At 40.2% G+C, this 14,122-nt stretch carries 15 protein-coding genes; 2 read left to right on the top strand and 13 right to left on the bottom strand.

The window, feature by feature from the left end:
* Window positions 1-392 precede the first annotated feature (392 nt).
* From FB479_RS25400 to FB479_RS25430, 7 genes are all read right to left on the bottom strand, one after another.
* Window positions 393-1,502: a site-specific DNA-methyltransferase gene (locus FB479_RS25400; RefSeq protein WP_221629587.1), complete on the bottom strand. Its 1,110-nt coding sequence runs from the start codon at window positions 1,500-1,502 to the stop codon at window positions 393-395.
* A complete protein-coding gene (locus tag FB479_RS25405; protein ID WP_142067160.1) occupies window positions 1,502-2,881 on the bottom strand; it encodes a DNA adenine methylase in 1,380 nt (459 codons plus the stop codon). The genes FB479_RS25400 and FB479_RS25405 overlap by 1 nt, the downstream gene beginning before the upstream one ends.
* 21 nt (window positions 2,882-2,902) lie before the next feature.
* Window positions 2,903-4,102, bottom strand: a complete 1,200-nt coding sequence (locus FB479_RS25410; RefSeq protein WP_142067161.1) for a phospholipase D family protein — start codon at window positions 4,100-4,102, stop codon at window positions 2,903-2,905.
* Between the two features lie 456 nt (window positions 4,103-4,558).
* Window positions 4,559-5,284: a hypothetical protein gene (locus tag FB479_RS25415; RefSeq protein WP_142067162.1), complete on the bottom strand. Its 726-nt coding sequence runs from the start codon at window positions 5,282-5,284 to the stop codon at window positions 4,559-4,561.
* Window positions 5,285-5,355: 71 nt separating this feature from the next.
* On the bottom strand, window positions 5,356-5,838 hold the full coding sequence (locus FB479_RS25420; RefSeq protein ID WP_142067163.1) for a hypothetical protein: 483 nt from the start codon (window positions 5,836-5,838) through the stop codon (window positions 5,356-5,358).
* A gap of 86 nt (window positions 5,839-5,924) precedes the next feature.
* The gene (locus FB479_RS25425) at window positions 5,925-6,812 is read right to left on the bottom strand and encodes a hypothetical protein (protein ID WP_142067164.1); all 888 of its coding nucleotides are present in this window, start codon (window positions 6,810-6,812) and stop codon (window positions 5,925-5,927) included.
* An 86-nt stretch (window positions 6,813-6,898) separates the two neighbouring features.
* A complete protein-coding gene (locus FB479_RS25430) occupies window positions 6,899-7,927 on the bottom strand; it encodes a tetratricopeptide repeat protein (protein WP_142067165.1) in 1,029 nt (342 codons plus the stop codon).
* Window positions 7,928-8,125: 198 nt separating this feature from the next.
* Between FB479_RS25430 and FB479_RS25435 the strand changes: the two genes are divergently transcribed.
* Both FB479_RS25435 and FB479_RS25440 read left to right on the top strand, forming a co-directional pair.
* Window positions 8,126-8,467 (top strand): helix-turn-helix domain-containing protein, encoded by a 342-nt coding sequence (locus FB479_RS25435; protein ID WP_106657646.1) that lies wholly within the window; start codon window positions 8,126-8,128, stop codon window positions 8,465-8,467.
* Between the two features lie 131 nt (window positions 8,468-8,598).
* On the top strand, window positions 8,599-8,871 hold the full coding sequence (locus FB479_RS25440) for a hypothetical protein (protein ID WP_142067166.1): 273 nt from the start codon (window positions 8,599-8,601) through the stop codon (window positions 8,869-8,871).
* Window positions 8,872-8,874: 3 nt separating this feature from the next.
* On the opposite strand, the gene FB479_RS25445 is transcribed toward FB479_RS25440, so the two are convergent.
* The 6 genes from FB479_RS25445 to FB479_RS25470 form a co-directional block, all read right to left on the bottom strand.
* Window positions 8,875-10,536 (bottom strand): recombinase family protein, encoded by a 1,662-nt coding sequence (locus FB479_RS25445; RefSeq protein ID WP_142067167.1) that lies wholly within the window; start codon window positions 10,534-10,536, stop codon window positions 8,875-8,877.
* Between the two features lie 15 nt (window positions 10,537-10,551).
* A complete protein-coding gene (locus FB479_RS25450; protein ID WP_142067168.1) occupies window positions 10,552-12,090 on the bottom strand; it encodes a recombinase family protein in 1,539 nt (512 codons plus the stop codon).
* Complete coding sequence (locus tag FB479_RS25455) at window positions 12,090-12,323, bottom strand: hypothetical protein (RefSeq protein WP_142067169.1); 234 nt, start codon at window positions 12,321-12,323, stop codon at window positions 12,090-12,092. Before FB479_RS25455 ends, FB479_RS25450 begins: the two co-directional genes overlap by 1 nt.
* Window positions 12,324-12,501: 178 nt before the next feature.
* A complete protein-coding gene (locus tag FB479_RS25460; RefSeq protein ID WP_142067170.1) occupies window positions 12,502-12,810 on the bottom strand; it encodes a DUF960 family protein in 309 nt (102 codons plus the stop codon).
* Window positions 12,811-12,812: 2 nt separating this feature from the next.
* Window positions 12,813-13,439 carry a RadC family protein gene (gene radC, locus FB479_RS25465; RefSeq protein ID WP_142067171.1) on the bottom strand — a complete coding sequence of 209 codons (627 nt, stop codon included), beginning with the start codon at window positions 13,437-13,439 and terminating at the stop codon, window positions 12,813-12,815.
* The gene (locus FB479_RS25470) at window positions 13,426-13,845 is read right to left on the bottom strand and encodes a hypothetical protein (RefSeq protein ID WP_142067172.1); all 420 of its coding nucleotides are present in this window, start codon (window positions 13,843-13,845) and stop codon (window positions 13,426-13,428) included. Before FB479_RS25470 ends, radC begins: the two co-directional genes overlap by 14 nt.
* Window positions 13,846-14,122 lie beyond the last annotated feature (277 nt).

The following is a 14,122-nucleotide window of genomic DNA, read 5'->3' on the forward strand; positions in this document are numbered from 1 at the left end:
GTAACCCATCTGGTTGGCAAGCTTTCTTCTGTTATTATTGTCAATGTGTATCTCTTTTTGTTGCATAGCTCATTCTTATCATACCATCTCTCCTAAAACTGCTGGATGATTTTCCAAGGAAATACTTGGAATAATTGGATAACAGGTTTACAATGAAACGAAAACACATGTTCTATATTATTAACGGGGGATTTCTACTATGGCAATTGGCGAACGGTACAAAATAAGTTTCACCGTAACTGGTCGGACGGTCAATTTTCTTTCAAACCCTAAACTTCGTTCCAAATTACGCAGTACAGTTTTTTAATTACTCATCAATACTAAAGAAACTAAAGCCTTAGTACCATCAGTTGATACTAAGGCTTAACATATGTTAAAAGCGATATTGTTATTTACTCGGTTCTATCTTCCGACCAGAGTTCGTATCCTAAATTGTTTATTTCAGTTCCCTCTGAACGTAAATCATCTATGCTTTTATTTAACCTTGGAAGCACAATATTTAATAAATGCTCCCCCACTTCTATACCTATATAACGTCTGTTTAATTGTTGTGCAACAACTGCCGTAGTACCGGAACCTAAGTAAGCATCTAACACTAAATCACCTTCGTTGGTACTAATCTCTATAATTCGCCTAATCAGTGCTTCAGGCTTAGGAGTATCAAAAACTGTTTGGTCCTTAAATAATTTTTTCAAATGTTTCTTGGCTTGATTTGTTGTGCCTACCTCTTCGGCACGCCAAATTGTTTCAGGCGTTAACCCTTTTTTACTTTCACTAAGAAACTTTTTTATTCGTGGAACTCCGTTACCATCTTTCCCAAACCAAATGTTGTTATGTTTAATTTCATCTAACATACGTTGTTCATTATAAACCCAACATCTTCCCAGGGGTGGATCATGCCTTTTTCCATTTGGGGCAATAATAGTATAAAATTGTGATGCAACTGCATGCCCAGATTGAACATGAGCAGTAATTGATTGCCAATCACCTCTAGGGTCATTGTCAGGATTCTTAAATCTTGTTAATAACGCTTTGTCTGCGATCAATAAGTTTCTACTTTTCTTAAACTCATTTGGATTTTTAGCGTACACTAGTATATATTCATGATTATTAGAAAATGCTCTACGGTTTTCTCGAGAAGTTCTATGTTCCCATATAATTGTGTGAACAAAGTTCTTTCTTCCGAAAATTTTATCCGCAGCAACTTTTAGATAATGTACTTCTCCATCGTCTATTGATATCCACAGACTTCCCTTATCACTCAAAAATTCAAAAAGAAGTGGAAGTATATTACACAGTTTTTCTATCCACGCATCAAATCCATCCGAATCATCGTAGTGTACATATTCTTCATCATTGTTATACGGTGGATCAATATATATACAATCTACCTTACCTCTATAGGAGTCCATAAGATAGTTTAAAACTTCTATATTATCTCCTTTAATAATTTTATTTGTGACACTTCCCATTCCATAGCTTAATGTTTTTCTATATTTCATTACTTGCCCCCTCCGGTTGGTTCTGTACAAATTACCAGAATTTCTGCGCCAGTAGGTATCTCAAAATTTTTATCCACAGCGTTTAACTTAGAATGGACAAAACCCTCAATTGAAAATAATTCCACTCTCTTAAAATATTGACTAGCCATTTCTAGTAGTTCACTAACAGTCTGAACTCGCGGTGTACTTTCTTTTTCAGTATCATAAGGCGAATATGAAAGAATTAAGCTAACATTTCTCTCACTGACCTTACTGAATAAGGTTTTAAAAGCTTTTCTAGCCATTGTTTTAATTGAAAATGGAGATTGGTGACGATCAGTTCTGTATAAACCTCTACTCATTCTTAATTCCCCATTAAATTGAACCTTAGTAATCTCAGGGTTATCTCTTAAACACATGGTTTCCAAAACGTGGTAGTATCTGCTATAGTGATATCGTGTGTACGGTGGATCAGCATAAACTACCTTTGTATCATTTGTTAAATTATCCAAGGCATCAGAGTAATCACAACGGAGCGATATATGATTAAAATTCCCCTTTTCTAATGATAAATACTTATTAATCTCTTCCTCAAATTTTTGATACACATCAATACTTCTATCTTTATTTATTTTTGAAACTAATGACTTTTTAGGGTTACCTTTTGAATCGATAGCTTTAAGTGGTTGAGCGAATTGTTTGCCAACGGTATTAACAATTTCACTGGCAGTACTTAAAGTCGCGGCAATTACAATATCTTTTAGTCTTCCTTCAAATGTACTAGCCATATTTAATAAATTATCTAACTCACTAGCTTGTTGGAATGAAAAATATGTCCCTCCAAAGTACCGTGTCGTGATAGAATCGACTGAATCCATTAAACCCATTTCATTAAGATTATCCACAGTTTTTTGTATAACTGCTTTCAAATCATCAGACACATTTTCTCTCTCTTTATTTAAAAATGGTAAAAGTGCACCATATTCGACTAACTCACAAATTTCATAAACCTCATTTTTATTAGCCTTATCAAGAGCCCATTCTTCATATTTAACTAATGGTTCTATACATTCCTGTAAAGTCGTTACCTTAAAATACGATAACTTACTTTTAATTTCTATTAGCTCTTTCTCACAAAAAGGCTGTAAAACAGCATTTGTTAGAACCCTTGAGTATTCTTGAATATCAACCGATGTGACAGGCCTTCTTTTTCCTAAATAGTAAGAAACTGTGCCTGACCCCGAAAAAATATCATAGACCCTACCAAAAGTAGGGTCTATGTCATCAATGATATCCGAAATGGTTTCCAGAATTCTTAATTTACTACCTAAATAGTGAATTGGTCTAAATGCGACTTCTTCCTCAAAAAGAGCTAATTGTTTATTTAAATTAAATACCATTTTTTACCATTCCCCAATATATTAAATTAACCAAAAACCCAAGTTCGGACAATTTCTCCTGAGTTCTTCAACATTTGTCAAATAACGTCTCATCCTATTACCTACTCTTGGCTGAGAATTATTTAGATATCCTAGAACTTCATTATAATTTAGATCATCAGGCATCACAAGTGAATAAATAAATGTGCGTGTTGATACTTTAATGAAAACCCCAATGGGTCTTTCATCACCATTAGGATATTCTAAACCGGCAGCAGCGTTCAACTCAACTCTGTAGTTTTGACTTCTTACCGACACTGTTTGTCTAACTTCTAGTTCTTCTAAATTACCGGTGGCATCTACATGTCTTAACAATATTCGCCGTTCTTCATTTACTCCTGCAATTCCGCCAAAAAACCCCTCAAATACATCCACATTAAAATTCGCCTGTTTCCACCTATTACCGCTATTTGGGATCTCTGCTACAAGAACTTCAAAATTATTCTCTATAGTCCAAGCTCCATAATCTTCAACCTCTAAAATTTCCTGGGTCGCTTCTGGCTGTTCAACCTGTACCTCAGCTTCTTGATTTATACCTTCCGTTGCAGACTCATTTGTAATCGCACCAGAAATATTAATTTCTTCATCTTCTGGTTCAACTTCCCGTCTACGAGCCGCTCCAAATCTTACTGCATTTTGAGCTGCTCTTCTAGTTACTCTTTCATCATCTAAATCGTATAGATTCTCTTCATTTTCTCTAATCCATAAATTCCAATAATCTTCAAAGTCACTTATTGCTTCATCTGTATAGCGACTGATAGTAAATGCTTCTCTATTACGTCTTAGGCCTCTTTCAGTTAAATTACCCGAACCTGTTATAAGCCTAATTTCTCCATCAATTTTAAACCAAACAAATTTCGGGTGAAAAATTGAATTTAAATCATTATGACAAAATACTTTAACCTCTAACTTAGGCTGATAAACGTCCCTTAATTCACACAACTTCCTCAAAGTGTTAGTATTAGTAATATCATCTATACCAACAATTAGAGTAAAATTACAAATAGACAAAAAATTCCTTAGAACTCGGTCCTCAAATACTAGAGAAGCACCACCAGAAGTAGCAAAGGCAAACACTCCTGCGCCATAATTCATTGTGTTGTTTGAACCTGTTGCAACAGTTAGTATTGCCTCATGAGTTGTTAGGGATTGACTAAAATTACCGTCCTGGATATAGAACATATACGGACCCCTTTTCGAAATATTCAAAGGAACCTATGTTCTTATTTTAGTCCAACAAGAAATTTTTGTCAATCAGAGCACCTTCTTTTTCTTCCTCCTTACTTCCCGTTACCCTTGAAATAATGCCAAATAAGCAGAACATTGCGCTTTGTCAGCACTAAGGAGCTAATGTATAATGAGAAATTTATTAAGTTCCCTGGTTTTTTTGTGCATATTGAAAGTACAATTCCGAACGCTTATACTTAATTTGTCCTCATTAGTTGTGAAACCTTTCCTATTCGCTAGGATTTTATCCAGCGAAGGACGTTGGTCCACTAATACTAGTGAGGAGGTAGAAAATCCATGAAATTTGAGATTTCACCAAAAACCCTTGAGTTTTTGTTAGTGGTCTTAATGATGTGGTTTCTACGCTAAAAAGCATCCGGTTGGATGCTTTTTATTTTTTAAAAGATTTTATTAATGGATGTCTTTTATATCGTCTACTGAATAGTCTTTATATGGATCAAGTATGAAAGGTACGGAAGACAGCCTTCCTTTTTTGCACATTTTGTAAAGCATATGACCTACTTCAGTAAAACAACCGATTAGAAAATCAAAGGTAACATATTTTATTGGTTCTCCATTTTTAAAATTGTATGTATTTCCCTTGAAAAGAATCTCTTCCCCCTCTTTATTGGGATTAAAATATACTCCATTGTTATGGATAGTGTTCCTTGTACATCTTAGTAAATCAAGGACGGGTTTATACTCTCGTAAATTTAATCGAATTAAGAGAGCTAAATAAACACTCTCAAATTCCGCATTACCTTTATTACAGGCCTTAGGATCTAATGCTCTTAATATGTTACGTAGTCCACTTTCAATTGATGAGAAGTATATTAGCTGACATGATAACTTTGTGAACATAAAGTATTCCTTGGCATAGTGTAGCTTATCTCCTTCCTTAATCCTTATATTGTTAAACTCCATATACCAAGAGTCTCTTTTTAAATTATATTCAAAATGTTGAAGAGATAGAAATGTATTGCTGAATACATTACAGCACTTGGCAAATGTAGTTAACCTTGCGTCCAACTCATCAAGCTTGTACCTGTCTTTTATATCTTGCAAATAGCTGAAGTAAGAGCCACTTAAAAACTTAAATTCATCAACATACTCCAATACTTTTGAATGTTCGTTCATACCTAACCACCTTTTTTCAACAGTAAGAGTTAATAAAGGATTTTGTACAATTTCTCTAAGCGATAATCCCTTTATATTATAAGGTGATCTTCGTACTGTATAAACAATGGTTCCTTCATCTGTTTTACCCATGCCAGTGCATGTGGGATAGTACCTCCATGAAACTTCGGCGCTCCTTCGACCCAAACTTCTTCCCATATAAAATCAGCAGTTTGTTTTTCGACATCAACAACCAGATATATGTCTGTTCCATCAACATATGACGAAATGTCAGCCAGTGTACTCATACCAAGAAGAACTCTGACGATGTGTGTCGGAGTTCCCTCGGACAAATAATATTCTCTTGCCGGAACGTCGTTTTTCTCATCGTAATACTCCGCTCCCTTAATGGTATATGGAAGGAATGCTGAGTTTTCAATACTTTCTTCGAAGGGAATGATTGCAACAGCGATGACCCAGACATTTGTATCAAATTCATTACTGTCCGGTTTCAATTTATTCTGCTCAAATTCAGCCTTAATCCGCTCGATAATTAACTCCTGTGCTTCTTTCAAAACTCTTCTCTCCTTTATAATTGTTAGCGCAAAACAAAAATGATCCAAACAAAAGTGCGTCTGGATCATATAAACCTCGGTTATTTTTATTGAGCTATATCCAAATCAATAATCTCCACATTAACACTTGCCACACTCATGTCATCATTTTCAATATAAGTACCGCCATCTTTATATTCGCCAACCGGTATATCGTTAACAAAGCCCTCAGTTGAAGTCACAGGGTTATTATCAACATCTAATAGAGTTACCTTTAGTCGAATCGATTTAACCCGAGCTTGGGAATCATTTTTTATCTTATATCCGATGTCAAATGCACCGTTTTTCTTTTCTGCTTTTAGGTCAAGAATTTTGAGGTTACTCCTTATCGAATCCTTTGGACTGATAACCGGACTGTTCTTTTCATATGACTCATTGATAGCCTGGTCCAGAAGCTGTTGCGCTTCTTGCAGCATCTTTTTCCCTTTTTCGGTTTGAGGCTTTAAGTCTGTGATCTTCATTAATCCCACAACTGCTTCGTCGTATTTTTCCTCTTTTACTAGCTGTCTTCCTTTATCCAATCCTTCCTGAATTGGCTGTAGCTCTTTTTCAAGGGCCTGTGCTTGAGTGAGAAGCTCCTTTGCTTCTTCCACTATCTTTTTCGTCTCGTTATCTTTTGGCTGTTGATTAGTCAATGATGAAAGCGTCGCAATTGAATCCTTGTAATTGCCATCGACAAAGGCTTTGTTGGCACTATCAAATTGCTCTTTCGCATGATTTCTTGCTTCAACAATTTTTGTGGCTTCATCGAACAACTTTTTTGCTTCCTCATCTTTTGGCTCTTCTTGCAATGCAACAGTAAGCGCAGTGACCGCTTGATCGTAGTTTCCTTCATTGATTGCTTTTTTTCCCGCTTCCATATTCTCTTTATACTTGGCGGAACTGCATCCGGTTAGCAAAAGTACAACAATCACGAAAAATATGATTTTCTTCATTGTTTATTCTTCTCCTCCTGATGTTTTTTCGGTCCAGACTGTTTAGACGAAAGTTGCTTTGCACACAGTGCAAGGTTCCCGCTTTATCAAAGTTTAGGGAACAGCGTTTTCAATTCTTTCATCTTGTCTTGTCCTTGCTTTTGCAGTGCGGAAATCTCCTCGGAAAATGTGGCTGCTTCTGCCTTCATGCTCTCAATGTCTTGTTGTAACTCCTGATATTCCTGCCTAATGTCCGGGTCAATCTCGTCTAGCTTTTCAAAATCACCTGAATCCCAGGTCTTTTTCCATTTCTTCTCCACTGTCAGAATGGATTGGTATTTATCTGCGATTTGGATGTATGTTTTATGGTACTGATCCATCTTGGCCAATAATTGCTCTAGGGTTTGTAATACCTCAGTTGTTTGAAGTGCTTCTTTATAGGTCGGATCAATTTCGGTTGCCTTTGTAACGTTCTTTTTGCTTGAATCTACTGCATCCTGCATGACCTCAATGTATTCTCTTGCCTGCTTATGCAGGGCTTCATTCTTCCCAATGGATTCCTCCCGTGAAACAAGATCACCATAGGATAGAATTGTAGAAGACCCAATAGCCTGATTGACTTGTTCATATCCACTCATGCTTGCTACAAAAGGATACAAATTTACTAGCCCGTAATACAATTGTGCTTGTGCAATGTTTGGGTCTATTTCAACCACCTGCTCAAGCAGACTTCTCGCTTCTTTGTAATTTTCTTGTTCGTACAGCACGATCGCTCGTTCCAGTTTGGTTTGTACTACCTGATGCGAAAGCTCCTTGATCTTCGACTGTGCTGCATGATAGTTTTTAGTGTCTTCCTCGACTACCTGTTGAAAAGCAGCTAGAGCTTCCTCATACCTTTTGGCTTCTAAGGCTGACTGCCCCTGATTAAAAGCAAGCTGAGATGCTGCTAACTCTTGTTTTACTTTGTCTGGATCGGGCGGAAAGTTGAGTACACCAATCACAAACAACACAAACGATACTCCTACCCAAGCCAGACACTTCTTCCATAACCGATTTCGCTTAATCGCGAAAATAATGGTTCCAATTGCACAAAGGATAAAACCGAAAAAGCCTGTGTTAGCCAGCAGGTCCCACATTATTGACAATCCCCTCTTTTGGTTTTGTTACGTTGAGTCAAGCAATACATAGTAGTTCTTTATTTTAAAAAGTAACACTATAGATAGTAAAATCTTACTAATTATTATCTATGAATGTTATGATCCGGTCAAATAACATCTTCCGTGTGTTAAAATGCTGGAATCTCTGCTTTAAGCTGAGTAAGAGGTGGTACAAGAATGGACGATCTCTTGCAAAAGCTGGGCGAACGGTTGCGCTTTCTGCGTAAGCAAAAAGGGTGGAGTCAGGATTACTTGGCTGAACAAGCTGGCTTACACACCAATTACATTGGACAGATTGAGCGCGGCGAAAAGAATCTAACCATCGAGACACTTTACAAAGTAACGTTGGGACTTGGTACCTCACTTGAAGAGCTGTTTCAATCCATTGACCCAAAGGTTCGACAAACCGGTCTTTCCTCGATTATCGAGCTGCTGTCTCAACGATCAGAAGAAGATCAAGCAATGGCACTCCACTTGATCCAAACCGTGTTTCAATGGAATGACCGCCATACAAAGTAAATCCTCCTTCCTGAGCATGATCAGAAGGAGGATTTTTCATTTTTGAAGCCGACTAGGTAGGACTCTGCGAGCCACTGTGAATTCAAGCTTAGAACAACATACGTTCCAAACCACAAAAAGGAGAGCTTGCTATGCAGGACTTAGTGCAAAAATATGAGCAAACAGTATCCGAAGAAGATCAACTGATACGAAGCATTCAAACATGCGAGGAGGTCATTACTCTATTGGTCGATTTCATTTATGCGCAAAATCAGGATTGTCAGGCTGAAATCATTCGTGAGGCCATTGAAGCGATTCACCAAACGGAGAGTAGACTGCGAGGTAATTTGTTGCACACTAGGATTGAAAAAACGCTCTTGTCCGCCCAAATGAAGAAGTACATTCCACCTGTTCTCACCTCCTAACACTTATAGTACAAGGGTGAACCGTTTTGGCTTTGATGTAAACGCAGCTTGCTGTTTCGACAAAAATAACGACCCTTCCGCTTTGCGTGCGGAAGGGTCTACCTTTAAAAAAAGCGTCTGCATTTGTTCATCAAAAGCCAGTTCAATCGACATTATCTCTCGTTTCTCATTGATATGAATCTCGTTAATCATCTGCCGGAGCAAGGTCTTTTTCTGTTCAAGGGTCGCTAGCTCCACAAGGGCGTCAAATTGCTTCAATATCTGCAAAATATAATCCGCAGAAATTGGCTCGGCACTGTCTGTTCCCAACTCGTATTCGATTTCTGATTGACGACGATGCAGCATTTCCGTCTCAGTCGTGAGCTGATCCAAGCGGGTCACAAACATCTCGCGGTCGATTGCATCTTCTTCATATAAGGCAAAGTATTTCTTTCGCTTGTCCTCAATTGCGGCGAGGCTTGCCTCGATACTGCATTTCTCTTTTTGAAGCGGTACTATCGAGTTCGTTTTTCGATTGTTAATGGCGTCAACAAGATTTTGCAGAAATTGCGGGTTGGAAATCACGTAACGGATACGATCCAACACGTATTGCTCTGCATAGTCCGCTCCTACACTGTTCGCATGGCATACAGCCGTCCCTTTGTTTCGGAAGTTGCTGCATGAATAGTACCTGCGTATGATCACCGTTCCATTCTTCAACTTGTTCTTAGTGCGATTCGCTACCATTGGTGCTCCACACTCTGGGCACCGAATAAGACCGGTTAGAAGGTATTGGCCATCAAATACACGAGGATTGACCTTGGATTTCTCCGCATGCAGAATCTGAACCTTCTCCCACAGCTCTCGCGGGATAATGGCTTCATGGTTGCCTTCCGCAATAATAGTATTGTCACTTTTGCCCTTCCGCCTATGTTCATTCCAGTTCTCGAAACGGTTGTATCGGATAATCCCCGTATAGAGTGGGTTGGTCACAATCTCCTTGATCGCGGTCGTACTGAATGGATTTCCTTTTTTGGTTTTATATCCATCGTGGTTAAGTTGATTGGCGATGGCTCGGAGACCTTTGCCAGAAGCGTACAAGTCAAATATCCTGCGAACCAAAGTCGCTTCTTCTGGCACGATCTCCAAACTTGTGTCTCGGCTTCGTTTGTCCCCTTTGGACACGCTTCGGTAACCCAGGGCTACACCTCCATTATGGCTGCCCGTTCTTGCCCGTTGCTTCATGCCCATTTTTACGTTCTCGACAATTGTATTCCGTTCCAGCTCGCCGACAGCCCCCAGCATTTGCAAGGCAAACTTGCCCATCGCTGTTTCTGTTTCAAAATTCTCGGTGAAGCTGCGAAAGACTGCCTTATGTTTGCTAAAGTGATCGACCATTTTCAAGAGGTCTATCATTTTACGCGCAAGCCGGTTTATTTTCCATACGACAATTTCATCAATATGTCCGTCTTCCACATCTTTGAGCAGCCGCTGCAATTCAAAGCGACCCTCAATTGACTTACCGGAAACACCGCGGTCTACGTATTCCTTGTATATGATCTTGTTGTTCAGCATGCAATAATTTCGGAGTGTTTCGATCTGTGCATCTATACTATAGCCATGTTCCGCCTGTTCTTCCGTACTTACGCGAGCATAAATGGCGACACGAACATTTTTTTCAATCATGCTATAATCTCCCTTCTAAGCTGGCTGCTCCAGTTGCTTTCGTAATGCATCCCCGATATGAAGTGTGACACTCTCCATTTCCCGTCGAATGTTGATGGTGATTTTATCGACCAAAGAACGTAACAGTGTAGTCGTTTCGGTCTGATCCGATGCCAACAAGTGGACTTTCAGTTGGTTCAGTACATCCTGAATAGTATTTACGGGCAGGAGCTTGCTCTCTTTTTCACGGATTTGTTGGAAGAGCTCATGTTGTTGACCCGAAAGCACTTGTAGCTGCTCTTTCAGTTCCCGTAAACGAATGATCAACTCGCTTTTTTCCAGATCGTCTTCTTCAAACAGGACAAGATATTTTTGACGACGCAACTTCACTTGCTGCAACTCTTTTTCTGCTTTTTCCAGTTCAAGTCGTAATGGGGCTATCATTTGTTCCTGTTTGCGGTTCGTATTCTCAACAATGTCGCGGATCAGTACAGGATTTGAGAGAAACTCTCCGATCCTTTGCAAAACTACTTGTTCAATGACATCAGCCCGAATGTTGTTTGGTTTACATACACTACTGCCTTTATTGGTGTACCGATTACAGCTGTAGTAATGATAATATTTGAATCGATTTCCCATCCGTTTTTTGATGTGCTTAGCAACCATGCTGCCGCCGCATGCAGGACACTTTAATATACCCGTAAGTGGATAATCCCGCTGGACAGCCTTTTCGCGCTTCTTTATTGAACCAGAATACTTATCTTGAACGCGTTCCCACAGCTCAAGAGGTATGATTGCCTCATGCAGACCGTCACTAGTAACAACCTGCCCCTCCAGTGAGGAATATCGCACCTTGCCAATGTAGACAGGATTTCGGAGGATGGACCGTACTGTTGAAACGGAAAATGGTTTTCCTCTTTTCGTGGTGTACCCTTCACGATTCACCTGATTTACAATGGCCTTTAACCCTTTTCCTTCGTCATAAAGTTGGAACAAGTAGCGAACAATGCTTGCCTCCTTCTGCTGAACAGAAAAGCGTGTCTGACCTGTTCCCTCTGGAACAATCTCATACCCCAGTATTTGCGAATTGCAGTAAAAGCCATCTTTCGCCCTTTGCAGCATCCCCAGCTTTGTATTTTCGATAATGGTATTTCGCTCTAATTCCGCTGTCGCGCCAAGCATATGCGAAATAAAAGATCCAATAGGTGTCCGGCTGTCAAAGCTCTCGCTGAGGGAATGCAACGTGCCCCCGTTTGAGTGAAGAGCCTCCACAATGGCCAGTAAATCCACAGCATTACGGGCAAGGCGGTTGACTTTCCAAACAATTACTTCCGTAAAACACCCAGCTTTGACATCGCTTAGAAGTGACTGCATCTCTTTTCTGCCTTGAACCGACTTACCGGATACCCCCGCGTCAATGTACTCTTTGTAGACCATTTTTCGATGAAGCTGGCAATATTGACGCAATAACTCCAATTGAGCCTCGATGCTATATCCATGCTCTGCTTGCTCTTCTGTACTTACCCTGACGTAGAGGGCAACACGGTCTGGTTGATTGGGCAGTATCATCTCCATCAGGCAACCTCCTCGTAGTCGTGAGTACCAAGCAATTGAGCCGTTAGCTCTCGGTTCATTTCATCGTCTGCCTCTTGATCTAGCTTCTGGAGAAAGAAACTCCAGTCTGGTTGCGGATTCTCTACGACTTTGTCTTTTGGTACAAGTTTGCTTGCATGGTTCAAAATCATGTCAGAGAGGATATCCAGCATGAGAGCATATCTTTGGTTTGGGCTGTGTGTATGAGTAATCAAGGTGCATTCTCCTTTCGGCTAAGCGCTACCCTCCTGTATTTCACAGAAGGGCAGCTACAGCTTGTTACACTGTTGCAGGTTTATAGGTTGCTACTTTCTCTTTGCATACCACCTGAATAATGATCTTCACTACCAACAGCACAATTCGCATGATCAAGCAAAACATATACTCACCGTCCTAGTATTCATATGGGTATAGCATCATGTAGCAGTCTCCATCATCAATGATCCATATTGTAGTCTGGATAGGAGACTCGATCTGAGGGGTAACGAGTTCGACTTGCAGGCAGGGCTGCTCTTGCCTGTTGCACACACGCTGTATGGCTTGTCCATTAATGAAAATAACGCTTAATTCAAACACTTGCAGGTAATCCAAGGCATGACCTTGCTCGATACGGTCATCGAGCATCTCCCATAACAGGCGTTGGATACTTACCCCTACTTCTTCAACAATAGCGGCTGTCGCGTAACGTTTTTTCTCTCGCATCTCTACAGCACCATTCCTTGTTCCTTGAAGCTATAGTAGGAGCCGGTACCAACAATGACGTGATCGAGGACGGAGATACCAAGCGCTTCACCTGACTCTACAATCCGTTGGGTAACCTCTTTGTCTTCAAAAGAAGGTGCAGGATCACCCGATGGATGATTATGAACCAGAGCAACAGAACTAGCCAGAAGCCGAACAGCAGGTGAAAAGATTTCTCTTGGTGTGATTACCGTTGCGTTTATCGTTCCTTGTGTAATGGTCTCCATGTGCATGAGTCTGTTTTTCGTGTTGAAATACAATACACGAAATTGCTCGACTCGTAGCAATTGCATATCTGAAACGAGGTCCATAATGTCTTTGGGTGATCGTACAAAGATTTTTGTCTTCTGCTCTCCTTGTATGATTCGGGATACCAGTTCAGCAATTGCTTTTAGCTGGGATGCTTTTGTTTTCCCGATGCCTGGAATCCGTTCGAGCTCCTGCTGATAGGTGTAGAGAAACACTTCCTTTAGATTGCCGTACTTGTTAAGCAAGTATTGTGCTGATGTTTCAGAAACAATGGATGCAAGCAACTGGTCATCGCGCATCTGAGAGTAGCAGAGTTCCGTAGCAGCCTTATTGCATTTCATCAGCCTTCACCATCCTCTCGCTCTGATTTACCTGTTCTTGCAACCAAGTTTCCGTTTCAACGTCATGGATACCGACCATCGAGTAAAACAACATCATAAAATCATTGTCGTAAAGGACACCGATCCGGTAGATGAGTTGTTTGCCTGCTTCGACCAGTTCCACAAACTCTGGCATGGTCTGGCGTAATCCATACCGGAGACCGACTGGCTGTAGGTTGTTATCGCCCGCTTCGATGACGACCATGTAGCCATCTCTGGCAAGAGACCAACCATCTAATGTTTCACCGCATCCGAGAGCTTGATAAAGGCCGAGAAACTCTTCTTCCAAGTAGTTCATGTAGTCAAGTGGTAATGCATTGGCCTGACGCAACATGGCGACGTCAACAGTTGTCATAATAATCCTCAAGGAAATCCCCCCTGTTCCGGTATTAGAACCAGATTCAAGGTAATATTAAATATCTGAATATTCTTTTATTTCGTTTTTTTTGGAACTATGGTGTCATCAGCCTGTACCCAAGCCCTTAATCAGTGGTGATGCCCACCAATTTCTCAGCAATGGACCACTATTCTTCTCTGATACTTTATCAAGCTGTCCCTTCGTGTGCCCCCCGCCCCCCCTGCCGCCGTTGTAGAGTGGGGATTATTTCGTCAGGGGGAGGGAGTATTATTTATTGTATTTATCA

The organism is Brevibacillus sp. AG162 (assembly GCF_006715575.1).
GTDB classification, from domain to species: Bacteria; Bacillota; Bacilli; order Brevibacillales; family Brevibacillaceae; genus Brevibacillus; species Brevibacillus brevis.

Excerpts from the sequence above, each read along its gene's own strand:
- FB479_RS25405 (WP_142067160.1), bottom strand. The coding sequence starts at position 2,881 with ATGGTATTTAATTTAAATAAACAATTAGCTCTTTTTGAGGAAGAAGTC.
- FB479_RS25425 (WP_142067164.1), bottom strand. The coding sequence starts at position 6,812 with ATGAAGAAAATCATATTTTTCGTGATTGTTGTACTTTTGCTAACCGGA.
- FB479_RS25400 (WP_221629587.1), bottom strand. The coding sequence starts at position 1,502 with ATGAAATATAGAAAAACATTAAGCTATGGAATGGGAAGTGTCACAAAT.
- radC (WP_142067171.1), bottom strand. The coding sequence starts at position 13,439 with ATGAAATGCAATAAGGCTGCTACGGAACTCTGCTACTCTCAGATGCGC.
- FB479_RS25450 (WP_142067168.1), bottom strand. The coding sequence starts at position 12,090 with ATGGAGATGATACTGCCCAATCAACCAGACCGTGTTGCCCTCTACGTC.
- FB479_RS25445 (WP_142067167.1), bottom strand. The coding sequence starts at position 10,536 with ATGATTGAAAAAAATGTTCGTGTCGCCATTTATGCTCGCGTAAGTACG.
- FB479_RS25410 (WP_142067161.1), bottom strand. The coding sequence starts at position 4,102 with ATGTTCTATATCCAGGACGGTAATTTTAGTCAATCCCTAACAACTCAT.
- FB479_RS25435 (WP_106657646.1), top strand. The coding sequence starts at position 8,126 with ATGGACGATCTCTTGCAAAAGCTGGGCGAACGGTTGCGCTTTCTGCGT.
- FB479_RS25460 (WP_142067170.1), bottom strand. The coding sequence starts at position 12,810 with ATGCGAGAGAAAAAACGTTACGCGACAGCCGCTATTGTTGAAGAAGTA.
- FB479_RS25415 (WP_142067162.1), bottom strand. The coding sequence starts at position 5,284 with ATGAACGAACATTCAAAAGTATTGGAGTATGTTGATGAATTTAAGTTT.
- FB479_RS25430 (WP_142067165.1), bottom strand. The coding sequence starts at position 7,927 with ATGTGGGACCTGCTGGCTAACACAGGCTTTTTCGGTTTTATCCTTTGT.
- FB479_RS25440 (WP_142067166.1), top strand. The coding sequence starts at position 8,599 with ATGCAGGACTTAGTGCAAAAATATGAGCAAACAGTATCCGAAGAAGAT.